The sequence below is a fragment of the Kribbella jiaozuonensis genome (assembly GCF_005233875.1).
GTDB classification, from domain to species: Bacteria; Actinomycetota; Actinomycetes; order Propionibacteriales; family Kribbellaceae; genus Kribbella; species Kribbella jiaozuonensis.
Genome location: NZ_SZPZ01000002.1, coordinates 193,621 through 215,872, shown reverse-complemented (window position 1 = coordinate 215,872; position 22,252 = coordinate 193,621). Strand labels below are relative to the sequence as shown.

Annotated in this window: 20 protein-coding genes and 1 tRNA gene; 13 read left to right on the top strand and 8 right to left on the bottom strand. The window is 69.3% G+C overall.

Annotated features, from left to right (window positions below; all coding sequences use genetic code 11):
* Nucleotides 1-52 precede the first annotated feature (52 nt).
* A complete protein-coding gene (locus FDA38_RS12690; RefSeq protein ID WP_137254026.1) occupies nt 53-1,510 on the top strand; it encodes a carboxylesterase/lipase family protein in 1,458 nt (485 codons plus the stop codon).
* An 85-nt stretch (nt 1,511-1,595) separates the two neighbouring features.
* The gene (locus tag FDA38_RS12685; RefSeq protein ID WP_137254025.1) at nt 1,596-2,684 is read left to right on the top strand and encodes a serine hydrolase domain-containing protein; all 1,089 of its coding nucleotides are present in this window, start codon (nt 1,596-1,598) and stop codon (nt 2,682-2,684) included.
* A gap of 7 nt (nt 2,685-2,691) precedes the next feature.
* Here the strand turns inward: FDA38_RS12685 and FDA38_RS12680 are convergent.
* The 3 genes from FDA38_RS12680 to FDA38_RS12670 form a co-directional block, all read right to left on the bottom strand.
* Nucleotides 2,692-2,766, bottom strand: a tRNA-Val gene (locus tag FDA38_RS12680).
* Nucleotides 2,767-2,787: 21 nt separating this feature from the next.
* Complete coding sequence (locus FDA38_RS12675; protein WP_202877621.1) at nt 2,788-3,252, bottom strand: peroxiredoxin; 465 nt, start codon at nt 3,250-3,252, stop codon at nt 2,788-2,790.
* Complete coding sequence (locus FDA38_RS12670) at nt 3,249-3,692, bottom strand: DUF3052 domain-containing protein (protein WP_137254024.1); 444 nt, start codon at nt 3,690-3,692, stop codon at nt 3,249-3,251. Before FDA38_RS12670 ends, FDA38_RS12675 begins: the two co-directional genes overlap by 4 nt.
* 309 nt (nt 3,693-4,001) lie before the next feature.
* Between FDA38_RS12670 and aceE the strand changes: the two genes are divergently transcribed.
* From aceE to FDA38_RS12645, 5 genes are all read left to right on the top strand, one after another.
* Nucleotides 4,002-6,728 carry a pyruvate dehydrogenase (acetyl-transferring), homodimeric type gene (aceE, locus tag FDA38_RS12665; RefSeq protein WP_202877664.1) on the top strand — a complete coding sequence of 909 codons (2,727 nt, stop codon included), beginning with the start codon at nt 4,002-4,004 and terminating at the stop codon, nt 6,726-6,728.
* A gap of 98 nt (nt 6,729-6,826) precedes the next feature.
* Complete coding sequence (locus FDA38_RS12660; protein ID WP_137254023.1) at nt 6,827-7,360, top strand: GNAT family N-acetyltransferase; 534 nt, start codon at nt 6,827-6,829, stop codon at nt 7,358-7,360.
* 68 nt (nt 7,361-7,428) lie between these two features.
* Nucleotides 7,429-8,514, top strand: coding sequence for a flavin-containing monooxygenase (locus FDA38_RS12655; RefSeq protein ID WP_137254022.1), 1,086 nt, complete (start codon nt 7,429-7,431; stop codon nt 8,512-8,514).
* Between the two features lie 35 nt (nt 8,515-8,549).
* Nucleotides 8,550-10,184, top strand: coding sequence for a LuxR family transcriptional regulator (locus FDA38_RS12650; RefSeq protein ID WP_137254021.1), 1,635 nt, complete (start codon nt 8,550-8,552; stop codon nt 10,182-10,184).
* Nucleotides 10,185-10,258: 74 nt separating this feature from the next.
* Nucleotides 10,259-10,792: a hypothetical protein gene (locus FDA38_RS12645; RefSeq protein ID WP_137254020.1), complete on the top strand. Its 534-nt coding sequence runs from the start codon at nt 10,259-10,261 to the stop codon at nt 10,790-10,792.
* Here FDA38_RS12645 and FDA38_RS12640 read toward each other — a convergent pair.
* Nucleotides 10,758-11,765 carry a pirin family protein gene (locus FDA38_RS12640; protein WP_137254019.1) on the bottom strand — a complete coding sequence of 336 codons (1,008 nt, stop codon included), beginning with the start codon at nt 11,763-11,765 and terminating at the stop codon, nt 10,758-10,760. The genes FDA38_RS12645 and FDA38_RS12640 overlap by 35 nt on opposite strands.
* A complete protein-coding gene (locus FDA38_RS12635; RefSeq protein ID WP_137254018.1) occupies nt 11,762-12,805 on the bottom strand; it encodes a PHP domain-containing protein in 1,044 nt (347 codons plus the stop codon). The genes FDA38_RS12640 and FDA38_RS12635 overlap by 4 nt, the downstream gene beginning before the upstream one ends.
* Before the next feature lie 48 nt (nt 12,806-12,853).
* Here FDA38_RS12635 and FDA38_RS12630 point away from each other — a divergent pair, with 48 nt between their 5' ends.
* The 6 genes from FDA38_RS12630 (at nt 12,854) to FDA38_RS12605 (ending at nt 19,439) form a co-directional block, all read left to right on the top strand.
* Entirely contained in the window at nt 12,854-14,050 is a 1,197-nt protein-coding gene (locus FDA38_RS12630) for a PucR family transcriptional regulator (protein WP_233714651.1), read from the top strand.
* Between the two features lie 78 nt (nt 14,051-14,128).
* Nucleotides 14,129-15,322 (top strand): acyltransferase domain-containing protein, encoded by a 1,194-nt coding sequence (locus tag FDA38_RS12625; RefSeq protein ID WP_137254016.1) that lies wholly within the window; start codon nt 14,129-14,131, stop codon nt 15,320-15,322.
* Nucleotides 15,319-16,308: a beta-ketoacyl-ACP synthase III gene (locus tag FDA38_RS12620; RefSeq protein WP_137254015.1), complete on the top strand. Its 990-nt coding sequence runs from the start codon at nt 15,319-15,321 to the stop codon at nt 16,306-16,308. The genes FDA38_RS12625 and FDA38_RS12620 overlap by 4 nt, the downstream gene beginning before the upstream one ends.
* Nucleotides 16,309-16,398: 90 nt before the next feature.
* Nucleotides 16,399-16,647 carry an acyl carrier protein gene (locus FDA38_RS12615; RefSeq protein ID WP_130446978.1) on the top strand — a complete coding sequence of 83 codons (249 nt, stop codon included), beginning with the start codon at nt 16,399-16,401 and terminating at the stop codon, nt 16,645-16,647.
* Nucleotides 16,648-16,762: 115 nt separating this feature from the next.
* Complete coding sequence (gene fabF / locus FDA38_RS12610) at nt 16,763-17,998, top strand: beta-ketoacyl-ACP synthase II (RefSeq protein ID WP_137254014.1); 1,236 nt, start codon at nt 16,763-16,765, stop codon at nt 17,996-17,998.
* Nucleotides 17,999-18,014: 16 nt separating this feature from the next.
* Nucleotides 18,015-19,439, top strand: coding sequence for a carboxyl transferase domain-containing protein (locus FDA38_RS12605; RefSeq protein WP_137254013.1), 1,425 nt, complete (start codon nt 18,015-18,017; stop codon nt 19,437-19,439).
* 211 nt (nt 19,440-19,650) lie between these two features.
* Here the strand turns inward: FDA38_RS12605 and FDA38_RS12600 are convergent, their stop codons facing one another.
* From FDA38_RS12600 to FDA38_RS12590, 3 genes are all read right to left on the bottom strand, one after another.
* On the bottom strand, nt 19,651-20,148 hold the full coding sequence (locus tag FDA38_RS12600; protein WP_130446981.1) for a DUF3145 domain-containing protein: 498 nt from the start codon (nt 20,146-20,148) through the stop codon (nt 19,651-19,653).
* Between the two features lie 183 nt (nt 20,149-20,331).
* Nucleotides 20,332-21,285, bottom strand: coding sequence for a VWA domain-containing protein (locus FDA38_RS12595; RefSeq protein WP_137254012.1), 954 nt, complete (start codon nt 21,283-21,285; stop codon nt 20,332-20,334).
* Nucleotides 21,285-22,247: a DUF58 domain-containing protein gene (locus FDA38_RS12590; RefSeq protein ID WP_137254011.1), complete on the bottom strand. Its 963-nt coding sequence runs from the start codon at nt 22,245-22,247 to the stop codon at nt 21,285-21,287. The genes FDA38_RS12595 and FDA38_RS12590 overlap by 1 nt, the downstream gene beginning before the upstream one ends.
* Between the last annotated feature and the right edge of the window lie 5 nt (nt 22,248-22,252).

The window sequence follows — 22,252 nt, the reverse complement described above, 5'->3', positions numbered from 1 at the left end:
CCGTCGTGACAAACCTGGCGACAGGTCGCGCGTACGGCGGGAACATGGGCCGATGAGTGAGACGGGCCCCCAGGTCCGCACGACTACCGGACTCGTTCGGGGCCGCAGCGAGAACGGATTGTCGGTGTTCCGCGGCATCCCGTTCGCCCGGCCGCCGGTGGGCGAACTGCGCTTCGCGGCGCCGCAGCCGGCCGATCCGTGGGACGGCGTACGCGACGCGTTCTCGTTCGGGCCACCGCCGCCGCAATCGCTCGTCTTCGGACCGCCGTCCAACCCGGCGACCGGCGACGACTGGCTGACCGTGAACGTCTGGTCGCCGCAGCTCAACGCAGCCCTTCCGGTGATGGTGTGGATCTACGGCGGCGCGTATGCGATCGGGCAGTCCGGCGATCCGTCGTACGACGGGACCCGGCTGGCCGCCGAAGGTGATGTCGTCGTGGTGACGTTCAACCACCGGCTCGGGGTCGACGGGTTCGGGCAACTGGAGGGCGCGCCGGCGAATCGCGGCCTGCTTGACCAGGTCGCCGCGCTGGAGTGGGTGCGCGCGAACATCGCTGCGTTCGGCGGCGACCCGGATCGGGTCACCGTGTTCGGAGAGTCGGCCGGGGCGGGCTCTGTTGCCTCACTCCTCGCCATGCCCCGAGCGGCCGGCCTGTTCCGCCGGGCGATCACGCAGAGTGCGCCCGGGACGTCCTTCTCGCCGCCGCTGGCCGCCGACATCCTGACCGAGATCGCTGCCCTGCTGGACGTCGCGCCGACGGTCGACGATCTGCGCCGCATCCCGACGGCCGACCTCGTCGCCGCCTCGGACATGTTCGCCACGGCGATGCAGCCGGAGATCAGCCGGTGGGGCGCGGCGGCGTATACGGGCATCCCGTTCGCGCCTGTCGTCGACGGTGACGTCCTCCCGCGTACGCCGTTCGACGCGCTGGCCGATGGAGCCGCCCGCGAGGTCGAGCTGATCGCCGGCCACACGCGGGACGAGTACCGCCTGCTCCTCGCCGCCGACGGCCGCCTCGGCAACCTGACCGAGAACGACGCCGCAACTGCCCTCGAGATCCTCGCACCGGCCGGCTACCGCGAGGCCTACCCGGACGCGACCGCCGAGCGGATCTATGAGCTCGTCCACTCCGACTGGCTCTTCCGCATGCCGAGCCATCGGCTGGCCGAAGCGCAGATCGTCGGCGGTGGTCGCGCGTACGTCTATGAGCTGGCTTGGCCGGACACCGGCCTCGGCGCCTGCCACGGCCTCGACGTACCTCTCGTCTTCGGCACCACACCCCTGCTCGGCTTCCTCCTCGACCCCGAGCAACTCCCCGCGGCGGAGCAGGTCTCGCAGCTGTTCCGGACGGCGTGGACCGCGTTCGCCCACACCGGCGACCCCGGCTGGCCGCAGTACGACGCCACACACCGACAGGTCGCCCTATTCACCACCGAGCTGACCATCACGCCGTACCCCGAGGAGGTGTCGCGGCGTCTGTGGGCCGGGCATTCGTTCGCACCGCTCTAGGCGTGTCAGCGCGATGGCGGTCCGGTGTCAGGGCACATCGGCAGCGTGGTTCTCGACAGCAACGAACAGACTGAGGAGCACGAATATGTCGACGCAAACCCCCACCAACCACCAGGACCGCCCGGAGCTGCAGAAGGCGGCTCAGGAGTTCGTCGATGCCGGCTTCGGCGGACTCGAACTGCGTGTGCACGACGAACACGGAGAGTGGGTCGGTACCGCCGGCATCCGTGAGCTCGGCAGCGCGGAGAAGCCGCCGCTGGACGGGCAAGGCCGGGTCGGCAGCGTCACGAAGACCTTCGTCTCGACCGTCGTGCTGCAACTGGTGGCCGAGGGCAAGCTCGACTTGGACGGCCCGGTCGCGCCACACCTCACCAGGTTCGAGCTGGACCCGCGAATCACTGTGCGGATGCTGCTCAACCACACCAGCGGGCTGTTCAACTACACGGGCGAGTACTTCCCCGACGGCACCGTCGTACCGGGCCTCCCGGCGACCGGCAAGGACTGGGCCGAACACCGCCTGCAGGGCTACACGCCGGACGAGCTGGTCGAGTTCGCGCTGGCCAAGCCGGCGCGGTTCGAGCCGGGCACCGAGTGGAGCTACGCCAACACCAACTACACCGTCGCCGCGCTGCTGATCGAGGCCGTCACCGGCCGCTCGTTCGCCGCGGAGCTGGAGTCGCGGATCCTGAAGCCGCTCGACCTGAGCGGCACGCTGGAGCCGGGTGACCGGACCGACCTTCCCGGAGCCCACTCGCATGGGTACTTCCGCTACCAGGACGGTGACGACTGGAAGCTGGTCGACGTCACCGACCAGAACCCCTCGCTCCTGTTCGCCGCCGGGAGCATGCTCTCGACCACGCAGGACCTGCAGGTGTTCATGTCCGCGCTGCAGAGCGGGAAGCTCCTGCCCGCCGACCTGCTGGCCGAGATGCGGACGCCGGAGCCGAAGAGCGGTCCGCTCAACTACGGCCTGGGCCTGTTCGCGCAGGACACCGGCTCGGAGACCATCTACCACCACAACGGCAGCGCACCAGGCGGGTACGGCGCCCTGATGTTCAGCAGCGCGGACGGTACGAGGACGCTGACCGCCCTGATCACGATGGGCGACGCGGAGGTGGACCTGCTGCAGGTCTTCCCGCCCGCGCTCGACCGCCTGGTGAAGGCGGTCTTCTGAACCGAACTGGTGGGCGAAGAGGGGATCGAACCCCCGACATCTTCCTTGTAAGGGAAGCGCTCTACCGCTGAGCTATCCGCCCGGATCAAACGACCGGAGGAGTCTACCTGAGGTTCAGGGCTGCCAAAGCCTCCGCGTAGTCGTCGGGGTTGCGCGCCTCCGGGATCGCGTTGACGACGGACCAGCGGATCAGGCCCGTACGGTCGACCACGAACGTGCCGCGCAGGGCGCAACCACGCTCCGCGTCGAAGACGCCGTACGACGTCGCGATCTCGCCGTGGGGCCAGAAGTCTGTCAACAGGCTGAAGCCGAGGTTCTGGTTGTCCGCGTAGGCGCGGAGGGTGAACATCGGGTCGCACGAGATCGCCAGGAACTCGGCTGCCGCCAGCAAAGAAGGCCGGTCCCGGAGGGCGGCCAGTTCGCTGGTGCAGACCTGGCTGAAGGCGTACGGATAGAAGACCAGTACGACGTCCCGCCTGCCGGTGAGGTCGCTCAGCCGGACCTGTTCGCCGTACTGGTTCCGAGTGCTGAAATCGGGGGCCCGGCTGCCGGCAGCCGGGATCGTCACCCGCGGCGGCCGGACTTCGGAACCACCAGTTTGGTCGCGGACCAGTCGTCGGTGACGCTCAGCGTGCTGGTCGTGGCCAGGCCCGCCACCGGGGCGGCCTCGGTGATGTCGCTGGTCTCGACGTACCCGTCGCGACCGACCTTCGGCGTCAGCAGCCAGACGACCCCGCCGGCCTTCAGGTCGGTCAGGATGTCGAAGAAGGCGTCGACCAGGTCACCGTCGTCCTCGCGGAACCAGAGCAGGACGACGTCGACGACCTCGTCGGTGTCCTCGTCGACGAAGGCCTCGCCGGTGATCTCCCGGATCGCATCGCGGAACTCGTCGTCGCAGTCATCGTCGTACCCGATCTCCTGGACGACCCAGCCGGCCTCCAGGCCGAGCCGGGAGGCCATGTTCGGCACTCCGCCCTTGCCGTCCGCGTGGTCCGCGGTCGCGCTCACGTGTCCTCCTCCGTGGTCCCCGCTTGCCCGGGGGTAGGTGTCAGTTACCACTCAGCTAGCGATAGTCCATCGTGACGTACCGCGTCGCGCAAGTATGCACCAGGGATCCGTGACGTGTCCGGTATCCGCGTGGCGGGTACCGGGCGTGTCCGCTGGGATCAGGTCCGGCCAGCCGGAATCGGGCCGGAAGGGAAGGCGAAGTAGAACGCATTCCGAACAGGTGACAGGATTGCGGTGAAGAGCAACCAGAGAGAACGGCAGGACACCGTGGCTTCCGGACACGAACCACCAGCCATCATCACCGAGGGGATGCCCACCCAGCTCCCCGACATCGACCCCGACGAGACGCGTGAATGGGTCGAATCGCTCGACGCCGTCCTGGACGAACGGGGCAAGGCGCGAGCGCGCTACCTGATGCTCAAACTGATCGAGCGAGCCCGGGAGCGACAGGTCGGCGTGCCCGCACTGCGGAGCACCGACTACATCAACTCGATCCCGCCCGAGCGGGAGCCCTGGTTCCCCGGCGACGAGCACATCGAGCGCCGGATCCGGGCTTTCATCCGGTGGAACGCCGCGGTGATGGTGAGCAAGGCCAACCGCAAGGGCCTGGAGGTCGGCGGCCACATCGCCACCTACCAGTCCGCTGCCAGCCTGTACGAGGTCGGCTTCAACCACTTCTTCCGCGGTAAGGAGCACCCCGGCGGCGGCGACCAGATCTTCATCCAGGGTCACGCCTCCCCCGGTATGTACGCGCGCGCCTTCCTCGAGGGCCGGTTGTCCGCGGACGACCTGGACGGGTTCCGCCAGGAGGTCTCCCGCGGCCCGCACCAGGGCCTGTCGTCGTACCCGCACCCCCGGCTGATGCCGGACTTCTGGGAGTTCCCGACCGTCTCGATGGGACTGGCCGCGCTGAACTCGATCTACCAGGCGCGCTTCAACCGGTACCTGCACAACCGCGGCATCAAGGACACCAGCCAGCAGCACGTCTGGGCGTTCCTCGGTGACGGCGAGATGGGTGAGCCGGAGTCGCTCGGCGCGATCGGCCTGGCCGCGCGCGAGGAGCTCGACAACCTCACCTTCGTGATCAACTGCAACCTGCAGCAGCTGGACGGACCGGTCCGCGGCAACGGCAAGGTCATCCAGGAGCTGGAGGCCTTCTTCCGCGGCGCCGGCTGGAACGTGATCAAGGTGATCTGGGGCCGCGAGTGGGACAACCTGCTGGCCCAGGACCACGACGGCGCGCTGGTGAACAAGATGAACACCACGCCCGACGGCCAGTTCCAGACGTACTCCGTCGAGTCCGGTGAGTACATCCGGAACAACTTCTTCGGCGGCGACCAGCGGCTGCAGCAGATGGTCAGCAACCTGTCCGACGAGGACCTGCGCAAGCTGCCCCGCGGCGGTCACGACTACCGCAAGGTGTACGCCGCGTTCAAGAGCGCGACCGAGCACGTCGGCCAGCCGACCGTGATCCTGGCCCAGACGATCAAGGGCTGGACGATCGAGGCGCTGGAGGGCCGCAACGCGACCCACCAGATGAAGAAGCTGACCTCGGACGACCTGAAGGCGTTCCGCGACCGGCTCTACCTGCCGATCGAGGACAAGGACCTCGAGGACGCGTACAACCCGCCGTACTTCCACCCCGGCACCGACTCGCCGGAGTACCAGTACATGATGGACCGCCGCAAGCAGCTCGGCGGTTCGCTGCCGCAGCGCAAGGTCGCACCGAAGACGCTGAAGCTTCCGGGCGACGACGTGTACAAGCCGCTGTCCAAGGGCAGCCACGCGCCGATCGCCACCACGATGGCGCTGGTCCGGCTGTTCCGGGATCTGATGAAGGACCCGGAGATCGGGCACCGGATCGTCCCGATCGCCCCGGACGAGTACCGCACGTTCGGTATGGACTCGATGTTCCCGACGGCGAAGATCTACTCGCCGCACGGGCAGAACTACGAGGCCGTCGACCGCAACCTGCTGCTGTCGTGGAAGGAGTCCTCGGCGGGCCAGCTGCTGCACGAGGGCATCAGCGAGGCCGGCGCGATGGGCTCGGTGATCGCGGCGGGTACGGCGTACGCCACCCACGGCGAGCCGATGATCCCGTTCTACATCTTCTACTCGATGTTCGGGTTCCAGCGCACCGGCGACTTCATGTGGGCGTTCGGCGACCAGCTCGGCCGCGGCTTCCTGATCGGCGCCACCGCCGGCCGGACGACGCTGACCGGTGAAGGTCTGCAGCACGCGGACGGACACTCGCCGCTGCTCGCCTCGACCAACCCGGCCGTCGTGCACTACGACCCGGCCTTCGCGTACGAGATCGCGTACATCGTGAAGGACGGCCTGCGCCGGATGTACGGCTACGGCCTGGACGCGGACAAGCCGGTCGGCGAGGACGTCTTCTATTACCTCACGGTCTACAACGAGCCGGTGGCCCAGCCGGTCGAGCCGGAAGGCCTCGACGTCAACGGGCTGCTCAAGGGCATGTACCGCTTCAACGAGTACCAGACCGCCGAGGGCGACGACGTACCCCGGGTGCAGCTGCTCGGGTCCGGTGTCGCGCTGCCGTGGGTGCAGAAGGCCCAGCAGATCCTCGCCGAGGAGTACTCCGTTGCCGCGGACATCTGGTCCGTGACCTCGTGGAACGAACTGCGCCGCGACGCGGTCGCCGCCGAGCAGCACAACCTGCTGCACCCGGAGGAGCCGGAGCAGGTGCCGTTCGTGACTGAGCAGCTGAAGGACACCAAGGGCCCGGTCGTTGCCGTCAGCGACTTCATGCGCGCGGTGCAGGACCAGATCTCCCGCTGGGTGCCGAACGACTACACCTCGCTCGGGACCGACGGCTTCGGTCTGGCCGACACCCGGGCCGCGGCCCGTCGGCACTTCCAGGTCGACGCGGAGTCGATCGTCGTCGCGACGCTGGAGATCCTGGCCAAGCGCGGTGACGTCAAGCCGGAGGTCGCCGCCGAGGCTGCCCGCAAGTTCCGCATCGACGACCCGACCGCGGTCGCCGGCGTGAAGCAAGAGGGCGCCGGCGCCTGACGCCGAAGCATCACGGGCCGCTCATCCCACACCGGGGTGAGCGGCCCGCTTGCATATTCGGTGGGAATGCCCGGCGGACCGGCCATACCCTTCTGACCATGCCTGAGCTGATCGAACCGACCGCCGAGCTGCGCGACTCCTTCCTGGAGTCGTCCCGCGAGTGGGGCGACGAGCACCAGGACGGCGCCGGCCTGTGGGAGGCCACGGATCTCAGCACCGCCGAGGGTTTCGCCGACTGGATCGAGCGTCTCCGCGAGCAGAGCGACGACAACCTGCAGATCCCGGCCGACCGGGTGCACGCGTCGTACTGGTGGATCGTTGAGGACGGCACCTATCTGGGTGCGATCACGCTCCGGCACACGCTCAACGAGAAGCTGCTCGAGGGCGGCGGCCACATCGGGTACGGCGTTCGCCCGTCGGCGCGTCGCCGTGGTCTGGCGTCCTGGGCCCTGGGTCAGGTGCTCGGCAAGGCCCGTGCCCGCGGCCTGGACCGGGTGATGGTCAGCTGCGACGACGACAACGTGGCGTCGGCGCGGACGATCGAGCGCAACGGCGGCGTCCTCGAGGACGTCCGCGACACCTGGCTCGGCCTGACCCGCCGCTACTGGATCGACCTACGACAAACCTCGTAGTCGGCACCCGAGCAAGTTGCGCATTCCGTCCGACGCGGCAGGTGCCCCGGAATTCCTAGCGTCGAGGCATGAACACGATCATCATCGGCGCAGGACAGGCCGGGCTCGCCACCGGTTACCACCTACAGCGGCTCGGTGAGCCGTTCACGATCCTCGACGGCAACGCCCGCGTAGGAGACCAGTGGCGGTCGCACTGGGACAGCCTCAAGCTCTACTCGCCGGCGAAGTACGACGGACTGCCCGGCTTCCCGTTCCCGGCCGAGCCGTGGCACTACCCGGGCAAGGACGAGGTCGCCGACTACCTCGCGTCGTACGCCGAGCGCTTCGACCTGCCGATCCGGCCGAACACCCGGGTCGACAAGCTCGAGCGGCTCGACGACCAGTGGATCGTCACGATCGGCCGCGAGCAGCTCACCGCCGACAACGTGGTCGTCGCCACCGGCACCTTCGGGCGTACGCCGTACCTCCCGGACTTCGCGGTCGACCTCGACCCGGCGATCCGGCAACTGCATTCGTCGGAGTACCAGCGGCCGGAGCAGCTCAAGGACGGCGCGGTTCTCGTCGTCGGCGGCTCGCACTCCGGTACCGACATCGCGTACGAGGTCGCGCAGACACACCAGACGATCCTGTGCGGTCGCGATCCCGGACAAGTGCCGTTCACACCGGGCAAGCCGAACCAGGCCTTCTTCTGGCCGCTCATGCTGTTCGCGTGGCGGCATGTGCTCACCCGCCGGACGCCGATGGGCCGGAAGGAGATGGGCCACATCCGGCACCACGGCGGGCCGATGATCCGGGTCAAGCGGGCAGATCTGCTCGAGCGCGGGGTCGAGCGGGTGCCGGCTCGGGTGACTGGAACGCAGGACGGTCTGCCGATGCTGGCCGACGGCCGGGTGCTGGACGTCGCGAACGTGGTCTGGGCGACCGGGTTCCGCCAGGTGTTCGACTGGATCAAGATGCCGCTCGTCGGCGCCGACGGCTGGCCGCGCGAGTACCGCGGGGTGGCCGAGAACGCACCCGGGCTGTTCTTCTGCGGGCTGTCGTTCCAGTACTCCTTCAGTTCGATGGTGCTACCGGGGGTCGGCCGGGACGCGGCGTACGTCGCCAAGCGGATCGCGGCGCGGGTCCGCACCGAGCGGAGTCTTGCCGTCGCCTGAGCCGACAGGGCATGCTCGCCAGTGGGGGACAGCTGATGGGGATTGTCGACGATCTGCAGCGAGCCCGGATCGCGTTCGAGCGACGCGACTGGGCCGCTGCGTATGACCGGCTGACCGCGGCCGACGGCGAACCGTCGTCGGCCGGTCTCGGCGCGGACGATCTGATGACGCTGGCGATGTCCGCGTTCCTGCTCGGCGATATCGACGACTGCATCCGCGCTCTGCAGCGCGGATACCGGTTGCGGATCGACAACGGCGAGGTGCCGGGCGCAGTGCGGTTCGCGTTCTGGCTCGCCCGCGTGCACAACGGCCGCGGCGAGGGGGCGGTCGGCAGCGGGTGGGCCGCGCGGGCCGAACGGTTGCTGGCCGACCAGCCCGACGATGTGGTCGAGCGGGGGTACCTGCTGATCCACGACTTCTTCCGCTGCGTGGATCGCGGCGACTTGGACGGCGCAGTGGCCGTAGGCGACGAGATCGTCAGCGTCGCGCGCCGGCACGGTGATCCTGATCTGCTCGCGCAAGGGCTGGTGTGCAAGGGCCGGATGATGATGTACGCCGGTCACGTGCCGGAAGGCCTTGCCACCCTGGACGAGGCGATGGTCGGCGTCGCGGCCGGCGAGCTCTCACCGGTCTTCGCCGGCACCGTCTACTGCGCCATGATCGACGCGTGCCAGGAGGTGCTCGACTTCGGGCGCGCCTCGGCGTGGACGACGGCACTCACCCGCTGGTGCGACTCGCAGCCGGATCTGGTGCCGTTCACCGGCCAGTGCGCCGTCCATCGAGGGCAGATCCTGCGGTTGCATGCGGCGTACCCGGAGGCGTTGGAGGAGTTCGAGGACGCCTGCCAGCGGTACGCGGCGTTGGGGTACGACGTGGCGGCAGGGCTGGCGATGAGCGAGCGCGGCGACGTACTGCGGATCCGTGGTGATTACGCTCTCGCGGAGTCGTCGTACGACCAGGCCGCCAGCTACGGGTACGAGGCGCAGCCGGGGCGTGCGCTGCTGATGGTGGCGCGTGGGCGGGTGTCGGGCGCGGTTGCCGCCGTACGGCGGTTGCTTGCGGAGACGGGTGATCCGGTGCATCGATCGCGGTTGCTGGCCGGGGCGGTCGAGGTACTGATCGCGGGCGATGAGCCGGCCGAGGCCGAGGAGGCGGCGCGTCAGTTGTCGACTATCGCCGAGGAGTTCGGGTGTGCGGGGCTGCGGGCGTCGGCGGCGTACTGCTCGGCTCTCGTGGCATTGGCGGCCGAGGATTCTGACCGGGCGCTGCCGCAGGCTCGGACGGCGGCACAGTTGTGGAGTGAGCTGCGGGCGCCGTACGAGGCCGCGCGTGCGAAGGTGCTGGTCGGGCGGGCGGTCCGGCTGCTCGGGGACGACGACTCGGCGACTGCCGAGCTGACCGCAGCGTGCCGGACGTTCGCCGAGCTCGGGACCGTCGCAGCGCGTCAGGAGGCGGAGAAGCTGATCGGCCGCAGTACAAGCGGACTCACCGGCCGGGAGCTGGACGTGCTGCGATTGGTTGCGGTGGGCAACAGCAATGCCGAGATCGCCGGGCTGCTGGTGCTGAGCGACAAGACGGTGGCGCGGCATCTCACCAACATCTTCGCGAAGCTCGACGTACCTTCACGGACGGCGGCCGTGGCGTACGCCCGCGACCACGACCTGCTCTGAAAGGTCCTCCGGAGGGAGCGCGTTCCCTCCAGCGGGTGAGGTGGCGCCGGGCTGGTTCGCCGGATGCTCGAACGGTGAACACGACTGAACGCCCTGTCCCCCGCTGGGCCTACCGCCTTGCGCACATCGTCCCGTTGCTGACCCTGCCGTCCGGCCTGTGGCGACTCGGCCTGGTCTTCGGCTCGTCGATGGGCATGATCGACGCCAACGGCAACCCGACCTACCTCGAGGGTCTCGGCGGCAAGGTGTACGTCGTCAGCCTGACGATCTTCTCCGAGCTGGTCGCGCTCACGGCTCTCGGCCTGGTGCAGCGCTGGGGCGAGGTCGCCCCCGGCTGGATCCCGTTCATCGGCGGCCGGCGGGTCGCGCCGTACGCCGCGATCATCCCCGCGACCCTGGGCGCCCTGTCCCTGATCGCGATCTGGACCTACGGCTTCCGCGATGTGTGGACGGACCACTTCATCCCGTTCTCCAGCACGGCGTGGAAGGCGCTGATGCTTACCTGCTACCTGCCGCTCTACCTGTGGGGTCCGGCGCTGCTGGTCCTGACCTGGGCGTACTACCGGCGCCGGGTCAGCGCGACCGCGGTCGTGGCTTCAGTGCGATAGCAGGCAGCGGCGGGGCGGGGAGCGGGTCGCCGTCGTAGCCGGGGACCATCGGGAAGCGGTCGTTGCCGCGCGCGGCGATGGCAGCCTGCCAGGACTCGCGGGCGGCGACGATCTCTTCGTGGGAGCGGCCAATGAAGTTCCACCACATCACCAGCTGCTCCTCGAACGGTTCGCCGCCGAGCAGGAGGAAACGGACACCGTTGTCGGAGGCAACTAGATTTATCGACTCGCGGTTCGCGCCGAGGTAGACCATCTCGCCGAAGCCGGGGTGCAGGTCTCCGACGGAGAGCGAGCCGTCGACGACGAGTACGGCGTACTCGTTGGACGGGGTGAGCGGGAGCGCCAGCGTGCGACCGGGCTCGACGGTGATGTCGGCGCCGACGAGCGGGGTGTAGGCGGGCGCTGGTGAAGTGACACCGGCGACCGTGCCGATCATGACGGTCGCGCGGGCGCCGTCGAGTTCGAGCTCCGGGAGGTCGGCGTACGCGTTGAAGGCCGGCGGCGTCGTCGTACGCACCGAGTCGGGAAGCGCGACCCACAGTTGCGCGCCGTGCAGCATCGGCGGGGCGGTCGGGGTCGAGATCTCGGAGTGGGCGATGCCGTTGCCGGCGGTCATGATATTGAGCTCGCCCGGCCGGACGAACGCGTGCGAGCCGACGCTGTCGCGGTGCTCGATCTCGCCCTCGAACAACCAGCTGACCGTCTGCAGACTCGTGTGCGGATGCGGCGGCACCTGCATGCCGCGCTCCCCCGGTACGTCGTACGAGTCGACGCGTTGCGTCAGGTCATCCGGCCCGTAGTGGTCCACGAAGCACCACGCGCCGACCATGCGACGGTTCTTGTTGGGCAGCAGGCGCCGCACCTTCGTCGTCCTGCCGAGCACGACCTCCCGCGCCTCGAGCAGCTCCAGTGCGGGCCCTTCGCAGTCACCGGTGCCGATGGTTTCGGCCGGATCCTTCTCGAGATCGCTCATGATGCCGTCCATTCCAGGAGTTGCTGCTGGTCCCAGGTGTTGATGACGCGGTCAGGTGTGACACCGCAGTCCTCGGCGCGTTCACAGCCGTAGACCTGCCAGTCGAGCTGACCGGGTGCGTGCGCATCGGTGTCGATCGAGAACATGCAGTCCATCTCGACCGCCATCGACAGCAGGCGTTTGGGCGGGTCGAGGCGTTCGGGCCGGGAGTTGATCTCGACCGCCGTACCGAACTGACGGCAGGCCTCGAACACCACCTCGGGGTCGAACTCCGACTCGGGACGCGTACCGCGGCCGCCGGTGATCAGCCGGCCGGTGCAGTGACCGAGGATGTCGACGTGCGGGTTCGCGATCGCGCGGACCATCCGCTCGGTCATCGGCTCGGACGCCATCCGCAGCTTCGAGTGCACGCTGGCGACGACCACGTCCAGCCGGGCCAGGATCTCGGTGTCGCAGTCGAGCGTGCCGTCCTCGTTGATGTCGACCTCGATCCCGTTCAGGATCTGGAAGCCGTCCAACTCGTCGGCCAGCTTCTTGTTGAGCTCGGCAACGACCTCGAGCTGCTGGAGCCGGCGTTCGCGGGACAGCCCGTTCGCGACGGTGAGCCGGGGCGAGTGGTCGGTCAGCGCGACGTACGAGTGGCCGAGACGATGCGCCGTACGCGCCATCTCCTCGATCGGGCTGCCGCCGTCGGACCACTCCGAGTGCAGATGCAGGTCGGCCTTGAGGTCCGCGCGCATCTGCTTGCCCGCGGTGGTCAGCTCGCCGGCCGCCTCCTCCAGCTTGACCAGGTACGACGGGGTCGCGCCGTCCATCGCCTCGACGATGACGGCCTCGGTCTTCGGGCCGATACCGGCGATCTCGGTCAGCGTCCCGGCACGGCGGCGGGCGCGCACCTCGGCGGCCGGTAGCGCGGCGATGGTGTCGGCGGCCCGCCGGTACGCCTTCACCCGGTGCGTCGGCTGCCGGTCCCGCTCGAGGTAATACCCGATGGCGCGCAGTGCCGCGATCGCGTCCTCGACGCCTGCCTTGTCCGTCATGTCTCCATCATGGCAGCGGGGGCCGACAGGGAGGTCTATGGTCGGTCCGTGGCTAAGGGTGCGCATCTGGCGCGGGCGGAGCGGTTGCAGGGCGCGACCGGGGCGCTCGCCACCGCTGCGATGGCGGCGATGGAGGAGAAGCTGCCCTGGTTCGCGAAGCTCTCGGCGCAGGACCGGTCCTGGATCGGGCTGGTCGCGCAGTCCGGGATCTCGGCGTTCGTCGAATGGTTCCGCGACCCGGACGCGCACTCCTCGATGCCGACCCGGATCTTCGGGTCGGCGCCGCGCGAGTTCACCCGGGTCATCTCGCTGCATCAAACGGTCGACCTGGTCCGGACGACGATCGAGACCATCGAGACGACGATCGGCACGCTGCTCCCGCCCGACGACGTACCGATCGTCCACGAAGCCATCCAGCGCTACGCCCGTGAGGTAGCCTTCGCCGCTGCCACGGTCTACGCGCAGGCGGCCGAGATGCGCGGTGCCTGGGACGCCCGGCTCGAAGCCCTCCTCGTCGACTCCGTGATCCGCGGCGAGGCCGACGAATCGGTCCGGTCCCGCGCCTCCGCCCTCGGCTGGACCGGAGCCGCCGGTACGACGGGATCGGCCGAGGTCGCCGTGGTGGTCGGACGGGCCGCGGACACCGAGACCACCTCGAACGTGGCCGACATGGTCCGCCAGGCCGCCCGTGAGGCAGGCGCCGACGCCCTGTGCGCGATCCAGGGCGACCGCCTGGTCGTAGTACTCGGGGGTACGAGCAAACCTGTGGAGATCGTACAAAAACTGGCTCAATGGTTTGGACCCGGCCCGATCGTCGTCGGCCCGGTCGTGAAGGACCTGATGTCGGCCGTCACCTCGGCCCGCGCCGCCGTCGCCGGCCTTCGCGCCGCGGCCGCCTGGCCCAACGCGCCCCGACCGGTCCAGGCCGACGAACTGCTCCCCGAACGGTCACTCTCCGGAGACGGCCACGCCCGCCGCCAGCTCGCCAACGAGGTCTACGGCCCGCTCACGATCGGCGATGGCGTGCTGCTCGACACGGTTTCGGCGTACCTGGACTCCGGCGGATCGATCGAGGCGACGGCCCGGACGATGTTCATCCACGCCAATACCGTCCGGTACCGGTTGAAGCGTGTGGCGGACATCACGGCGTACAACCCGCTCGATCCCCGCGACGCTTTCACATTGCGTGTCGCACTGACCTTGGGTCGCCTGCTCAATCCGGAGCCCGGAACCGCCGTTTTGTAGGATCTCTACAAACCGGCCTCCGAGAATTCGTGCTCGCCCTGCGGCTCTCGACGGGCCCTGTTGAGGGAGAGTTGGCACGTGCTCGTCATCGTCGCACCCGGTCAGGGTGCCCAGACCCCAGGATTCCTCGAGCCGTGGCTGGCGGATCCCGTGTTCGAGAGCCGGCTGAACTGGCTCTCCGCGGTGGCCGGTCTCGATCTCGCCCACTACGGCACCCAGGCGGACGCGGACACGATCCGCGACACCGCGATCGCGCAGCCGCTGCTGGTCGCGTCCAGCATGCTGGCGGCGCTGGCGGTGTTCCCGCACCCGGCCGACGCCTTCACCAAGGTCGGCGCGGTCGCCGGCCACAGCGTCGGTGAACTCGCCGCCGCGGCCGGCACCGGCGTACTGACGGCCGAGCAGGCGATGGTCCTGGTCCGCGAGCGCGGCAAGGCGATGGCCGCCGCGGCCGCGCAGACCGCGACCTCGATGACCGCAGTCCTCGGCGGTGACCGCGAGGAGATCCTGGCCAAGCTCGCCGAGCACGGCCTGACCGCGGCGAACGACAACGGCCCCGGCCAGATCGTTGCCGCAGGCACCGTTGAGGAGCTGGCCGCGCTCGCCGCCGACCCGCCCGCCAAGACCCGGCTGATCCCGCTGTCGGTCGCGGGCGCGTTCCACACCAAGCACATGGAGCCCGCCGTGCAGACGTTGGCGAAGTACGCCACCGCGATCAGCACGCACGACCCGCGGACCCGCCTGATCTCGAACCGCGACGGCCATGTCGTCCACGACGGTCGCGACGTCCTGCAGCGGCTCGTCAACCAGGTGAACGCGCCGGTCCGCTGGGACCTGTGCATGCAGACCATGTCCGACCTCGACGTGACCGGCATCCTCGAGCTGCCGCCGGCGGGCACGCTGACCGGTATCGCGCGCCGCGCGCTGAAGGGTGTCGAGACGTTCGCGCTCAAGACCCCGGACCAGCTCGACGACGCCCGTGCGTTCGTGGAGAAGCACGGCAGCCCGTCCGAGATCGACGCCTCCCCGACCTGGCGGCTGCTGGTCGCCCCGATCAAGGGCACCTTCACCCGTGAGGTCGACGTACGCCGGGAGTCCGGTGACACCGTTGCGGCCGGTGAGGTCGTGGCGAAGGTGGCGAGCCTGCGCGACGAGGTCGAGGTGAGCGCGCCGCACGGCGGCATCGTGGTCGAGTGGCTCGCCGAGGAAGGCGACCCGGTCGCCCCGGGACAGCCGCTGGTCCGTCTGCACCCCGCCGGGAGCCCCGCATGATCACGGCGTCGACAGGTTCGACGTACGCCGGAGTGCTCGGCATCGGCTCGTACCGGCCGCGGCGCGTGGTGCCGAACTCCGAGATCCTCGAGCAGATCGACTCCAGCGACGAGTGGATCCAGACCCGTTCCGGGATCAAGGAGCGGCGCTGGGCGAGCGATGACGAGACCGTGCTGATGATGTCGGTGAACGCGGCCAAGGACGCGCTGGCCGACTCCGGTATCGACCCGGCCGACATCGGCTGCGTGATCGTCTCGACCGTCACCCACCTCTACCAGACCCCGGCGATCGCGACCCAGATCGCGGTCGCGGTCGGCGCCCCGACCGCCGCGGCGTTCGACATCTCCGCCGCCTGCGCGGGCTTCTGCTACGGCATCGCGATGGCCAACGACCTGGTCCGCGGCGGCAGTGCGAAGTACGTGCTGGCGATCGGCGTCGAGCGGCTCAGCGACATCACCGACCGGACCGACCGCAGTACGGCGTTCATCTTCGCCGACGGCGCCGGTGCCGCGATCGTGGGCCCGACCGACGAACCGGGGATCGGCCCGGTCGTCTGGGGCTCGGACGGTACGCAGCACCAGGTGATCAGCCAGAAGGAGTCCTGGCAGGAGGTGCACGGCAACCACAACTGGCCGCACCTCACGATGGACGGCAACCCGGTGTTCCGCTGGGCGTCGTTCGAGATGGCGAAGACCGCGCAGCAGGCGCTGGACGTGGCCGGCGTGAAGGCCGAGCAGCTCGACCTGTTCGTGCCGCACCAGGCGAACATGCGGATCACCGACGCGATGCGGCGGGCGTTGAAGCTGCCGGAGCACGTCAAGGTCGCACGGGACATCGAGCGCCAGGGCAACACCTCGGCGGCGTCGATCCCACTCGCGATCACCGCGATGCGCGAGGCCGGCGAAGCCAAGAGCGGCGACCTCGCACTGATCATCGGCTTCGGCGCCGGGCTGGTGTACGCCGCCCAGGTCATCCGCTTGCCGTAGTCCATAGTTGTCCGGGGGCGGCTCAGGTGGCCGCACCCGGCTGTACCAAAGCTGTACAGCCAGCAGAAATCCGAAAGGGAACCAGAGAACATGGCCAGCACCGAAGAGATCCGTTCCAACCTCGCCGAGATCGTGAACGAGATCGCCGGCATCCCGGTGGAGGACGTCCAGCTGGACAAGTCCTTCACCGACGACCTCGACGTCGACTCGCTCTCCATGGTGGAGGTCGTGGTGGCCGCCGAGGAGAAGTTCGACGTGAAGATCCCCGACGACGAGGTCAAGAACCTGAAGACCGTCGGCGACGCGGTCGCGTTCATCGAGCGCGCCCAGAACGGCTGACCTACGCCGTCACCGTGCTGGCCCGGGGTGCTCATCGGGCTGCCTCGATGAGCACCACGCAGTACACACCCCTCGCTCCCAACCGCAGATCCCTGATGTGAAGGATGAGGTAACCATGTCGAAGACCCGAGTCGTCATCACTGGGCTCGGAGCCACGACCCCGCTCGGGGGCGACGTGTCCAGCACCTGGGAAGGGCTGCTGGCCGGACGCTCCGGCGCGCGGCGGCTGACCGACGAGTGGGTGCAGAACCTGGCGGTGCAGATCGCCGCACCGGCCGCGGTCGACCCGACCGAGGTGATCGAGCGGGTCAAGGCCCGCCGCCTGGACCGGACGGCGCAGCTCGCCGTCGTCGCCGCCCGTGAGGCGTGGGCCGACTCCGGCCTGGAGGACTCCGGCCTGGACAAGGAGCGGCTCGGCGTCGCGGTCGCGTCCGGTATCGGCGGCCTGCACACCACGCTGTCAAACTACGACGCGCTGCTGAAGAACCCGCGGCGCGTGTCACCGCTGGCGATCCCGATGCTGATGCCGAACTCGTCCGCGGCGTACGTGAGCCTGGAGTTCGGCGCCAAGGCCGGCGTCCACACCCCGGTCTCGGCCTGCGCGTCCGGTAACGAGGCGATCTGGCTGGGTCTGGACCAGATCCGGCTCGGCCGCGCGGACGTGGTGATCGCCGGTGGCGCCGAGGGCGCGATCATGGCGCTGCCGCTGGCCGCGTTCGGGATGATGCAGGCGCTGAGCAAGCGGAACGACGAGCCGGAGCGCGCCTCCCGGCCGTGGGACGTGGACCGCGACGGCTTCCTGCTCGGCGAGGGTGCCGGCGTACTGATCCTGGAGTCGTACGAGCACGCGAAGGCGCGCGGCGCGAAGATCTACGCCGAGCTCGCCGGTGCGGGCATCTCGGCCGACGGCCACGACATCGCGCAGCCCGACCCGACCGGTTCGGGTGCGCGGCGGGCGATGGAGCGGGCGCTGTCCGAGGGCGATCTGACCCCGGCCGACATCTTCCACATCAACGCACACGCCACGTCGACGCCGCAGGGCGACATCGCCGAGTCGATCGCGATCCGGCAGGCGCTCGGCAAGGAGGCCGACCACGCGGTCGCCACCGCGCCGAAGTCGATGATCGGTCACCTGCTCGGCGGTGCCGGTGCGGTGGAGTCGGTCGCGACCGTGCTCGCCCTGCACAACCGGGTCTCACCGCCCACCATCAACGTGGACAAGCTCGACGACCAGATCGACCTGGACGTCGCGACCGAGCAGCGCAAGCTGCCCGACGGGGACATCGCGGCGCTGAACAACTCGTTCGGCTTCGGCGGCCACAACGCCGCCATCGCATTCAAAACGCTGTAATCCCCGGAGGACACCCATGACCGTTGCCCCGGCAAGACCCGCCAAACTCCCCCGTGAGCAGGACCCGCGGAACCCGCTCACCCGGCTGACGAACCTGCTGGACCCGGGCAGCCTGGAGTTGATCACCCCCGACAACCTGTCGGGGATGATCGCGGCCCGCGGGCGGATTGCCGGGGCGAAGGTCGTCGCGTTCTGCTCCGACGCGACCGTGATGGGCGGCGCGATGGGCGACGAGGGCTGTGACGTCGTGGTCAAGGCGTACGAGGTCGCCCGCGAGGAGCAGGTGCCGATCATCGGCCTGTGGCACTCGGGCGGCGCGCGTCTGGCCGAGGGCGTGCTCAGCCTGCACGCGGTCGGCAAGATCTTCTACGCGATGACGCAGGCGTCCGGGAAGATCCCGCAGATCTCGGTGGTGCTCGGTCCGGCCGCGGGAGGCGCGGCGTACGGTCCGGCGCTGACCGACATCGTCATCCTCGGTCCCGAGGGACGGATCTTCGTCACCGGGCCGGACGTGGTCCGCTCGGTCACCGGCGAGGACGTCGACATGCTCCGGCTCGGCGGCCCCGAGCCGCACGGCCGCCGGTCCGGCGTCGTCCACATCACGACGGACTCCGAGGACGCGGCGATCGAGCAGGCGCGCCGGTTGACGGACCTGCTCGCGAATCAGGGCTCGATGTCCACGGACATCCCGGACACCGATCTGTCCGGGTTCCTGCCGGAGTCGGCCAAGCGCGCGTACGACGTCCATCCGCTGGTTGGAGGGGTGCTCGACTCGTCTTCTGCAGTTGAGCTCCACCAACGGTGGGCGCCGAACATCGTCACCACGCTGGGCCGGCTCGGCGGGCGGACGGTCGGTGTCATCGCCAACAATCCGCTCCGGCTGGGTGGTTGCCTCGACGCACTGTCGGCGGAGAAGGCATCACGCTTCGTCCGGATGTGCGACGCGTTCGGCGTACCGCTGGTCGTGCTGGTCGACGTACCGGGTTATCTGCCGGGCGTCGGGCAGGAGTGGGACGGCGTCGTACGACGGGGCGCGAAACTGCTGCATGCGTTCGCGGAGGCCGTCGTACCGCGGGTGACGTTGGTGACGCGGAAGACGTACGGCGGGGCGTACATCGCGATGAATGCGCGATCGCTCGGGGCGACGCGGGTGTTCGCGTGGCCGCGGGCCGAGGTGGCTGTGATGGGTGCGGTCGCGGCGGTCCGCGTGCTGCACCGGCGGAAGCTGGCCGAGGTCGACCCTGAACTGCGGGCGCAGGTAGAAGCCGAACTGGCCGTCGAACACGAGAAGATTGCCGGCGGCATCGACCGCGCCCGCGAGATCGGCGTGGTGGACGAGGTCGTCGAACCGACCCGCACCCGGACAGCGTTGGCAACTGCCCTCGCGAAGGCCGAGGTCGGCGGACCGATCCGCGGGAACCACGGAAACATCCCGCTCTAGAAACGGCTCGAGGGGCACGGATCCAATGGATCCGTGCCCCTCACGTGGTGCGGCCGCTGTTGTTAACAACCACCGGGGGTGTCCCGACACCCGGTGGCCCAGCGGCCACGGCCCCTCCCACCCTGGTAGAACGTCTGATGCTCAGTCTCATCGAAAAGTTCGCGGAAAGCTCTGCCCTTCACGGCATTCTTCTGAAGTTCTCAGGAACGGCTTAGACAACCTGGTGCAGCCACCGCACGGGCGCGCCGTCGCCGGCGTAGCGGAAGGGCTCCAGTTCGTCGTCCCAAGGGCGACCGAGCAAACGCTCGACCTCCTCGGTCAGGTCGGCCTCGCCGCTGGCGGCCTTGAGCATGGCCGCCTTCAGCCGCTCCTCCGGCACCATGATGTCGCCGTGTACGCCGGTGGTCGCGTGGAAGACCCCGAGCTCGGGCGTGAACGAGTACCGCTCGCCCTCGACGCCGTTGCTCGGCTCCTCGGTGACCTCGAACCGCAGCTTCTGCCAGCCGCGCAGGGCGGATGCCAGCTTGGCCGCGGTACCGGCCTCGGCCTGCCAGGACAGCTCGGCCCGGTACGTGCCCTGGGCCGCAGGCTGCGGTGTCCAATCCAGTTTCACGGGCACGCCTAGGATGCCGCCCGCGGCCCACTCGACATGAGGGCACAACGCTGACGGCACCGTGTGGACGTACAGAACGCCACGAGTTGTCGCCACCGGGACCTCCTGTGCTCGAGGGGCGCCTTCCCCAGCGTTCTCGAAACACACCTGTCAGTCCTGGCAGACTCGTACATCTTGCACCACGAGCACCTTCAACACCAGTAACCTCGCCGTGTCAACTACATCACCATCGTGTCGCGATTCAGGTCGACGAGCGGCGAGGCTCCGGGGCCGGCCGGATTACGGGAAGCGGGTCGCGAGCGCGATGCAGGCGCCGGCGGCGGCGAGCGTGAAGAGCATCGCGATACCGGCGTACCGGGCCGTGATCTCCTTGTCGACCTCGTCGTACCCGACCGACGAGCCGATGTCCTTGTAGACGTCCTTGAGCTCGCCCGCGGACTCCGCGGTGTACGCCTCGCCGCCGGTGGTCTCGGCGATGCTGCGGAGCTCGGTGCGGTCCGGTGGTACCCGCTGCCGGATGCCGTCCATCTCGATGAAGCCGGAGTCGGTGCCGAAGCAGATCGTATACACCGGGGTGTTCTTCGCCTTGGCCGCCTGCGCGCCTTCCTGCGCCGTCCGGCCGACCGTCCGCTTGCCGTCCGACAGCATCACGATCCGGGCCGGGGCCGGGTCGTTCGGGTGCGCGGGGTCCGGCGGGACCTGGGTGAGCGCCTGCAGCGAGGTGAAGATGCCCTCACCGGTCGCGGTCGACTCGGCCAGCTCGAGCCCGTCGATCGACCGGTCGATGGTGGCACGGTCCGTGGTCGGCGGCACGATGATCGACGCCGTGCCGGCGAAGTTGACCAGCGCCACGTTGAACTTGGTCGGCAGGTTGTTGACGAACTCCTTCGCCGACTCCTTCGCCGCTTCCAGCCGGTTCGGCTCGATGTCGGTGGCCATCATCGACAGCGACACGTCGATCGCGACCACGATCGTGGCCCGCTCGCGTGGCACCTTGACCTTGTCCTTCGGCTGCGCGAACGCCAGGATGCAGGTCAGCGCGGCGAGCAGCGCCAGCCCGACGGCCAGGTGCCGCCGCCACTGCGGCCGCCGCGGTGCGACCCGGTCCAGCAGCGCGATGTTGGTGAAGCGCAGCGCGTACTGCGAGCGCCGGTGCTGGAGGAAGATGTACCCCGCGATGATCACCGGGATCAGCAGCAGGAACCACAATCTGGCCGGAGACAGGAACTCCATCAGCGAGCCACTCCCTTCGGCGGTTGGTGCAGGCGGGGCGCCACTCGCCGGTAGGCGAGCACGAACCGCACGGTGTCGGCGACCCAGTCACGATCGGTCCGCAGTACAAGGTGCCCCGCACCTACCCTACGCAGGGCGGCCCTGGTTCGTTCCCGCTGAGCGAGAGCTGCTACTCCGAATGCTTCCCGGACCTTGCGCCGCCGGGTGTCGATCTCGCGCACCTCGCCGGTCTCCGGGTCACCGATCGTGACGACGCCGATGTTCGGCAGTTCCAGCTCGCGCGGGTCGACGATCTCGACCGCGAGCACCTGGTGCTGAGCGGTCAGCTTGCGCATCGCCCGCTCCCAGGACGGCTCGATCTGGCTCGCGACCTCACCGTCCTGCGGGGTCAGGAAGTCGGACACGATCACCCGTAGTCCACGTTTGCGCTGCGTCCGCGCCATCGACTCCAGCGCGGCGGCCAGGTCGCTGCGATGCGCCTCTTCGTCACCGCTGAACTGCTCGGCCAGCAGCGCGCGCAGCAGACCGTAGAGCGCGAGCCGCCCGGACCGCGCCGGCCAGCGCCGCAGCGCCGAGTCACGCAGCATCAGCCCGCCGAAGCGGTCGCCGAGGCGGTGGGTCAGGAAGCCGACAGTGGCAACAGCCGCGACGGCGAGCTCGCGCTTCTCGAGCGTCGACGTACCGAAGTCCATCGAGCCGGACAGGTCGACCAGCGCCCAGGTCTCGAGCTCACGGTCGGCGATCAGGTCGCGGACGTGCGGGATCGTGGTCCGCGCGGTGACGGCCCAGTCCATCCGCCGTACGTCGTCGCCGACCTGGTACTCACGTGCCTCGGCCAACTCGGTGCCCGGGCCCGGGAGCAGCCCCAGGTGTTCCCCGTGCAGGTACCCCTCGAGACGCCGTACGACGGTCAGCTCCAGCCGCCGCAACGCACGCTCGGGGGCGAGCTGCGAGATCGTCATCGCAA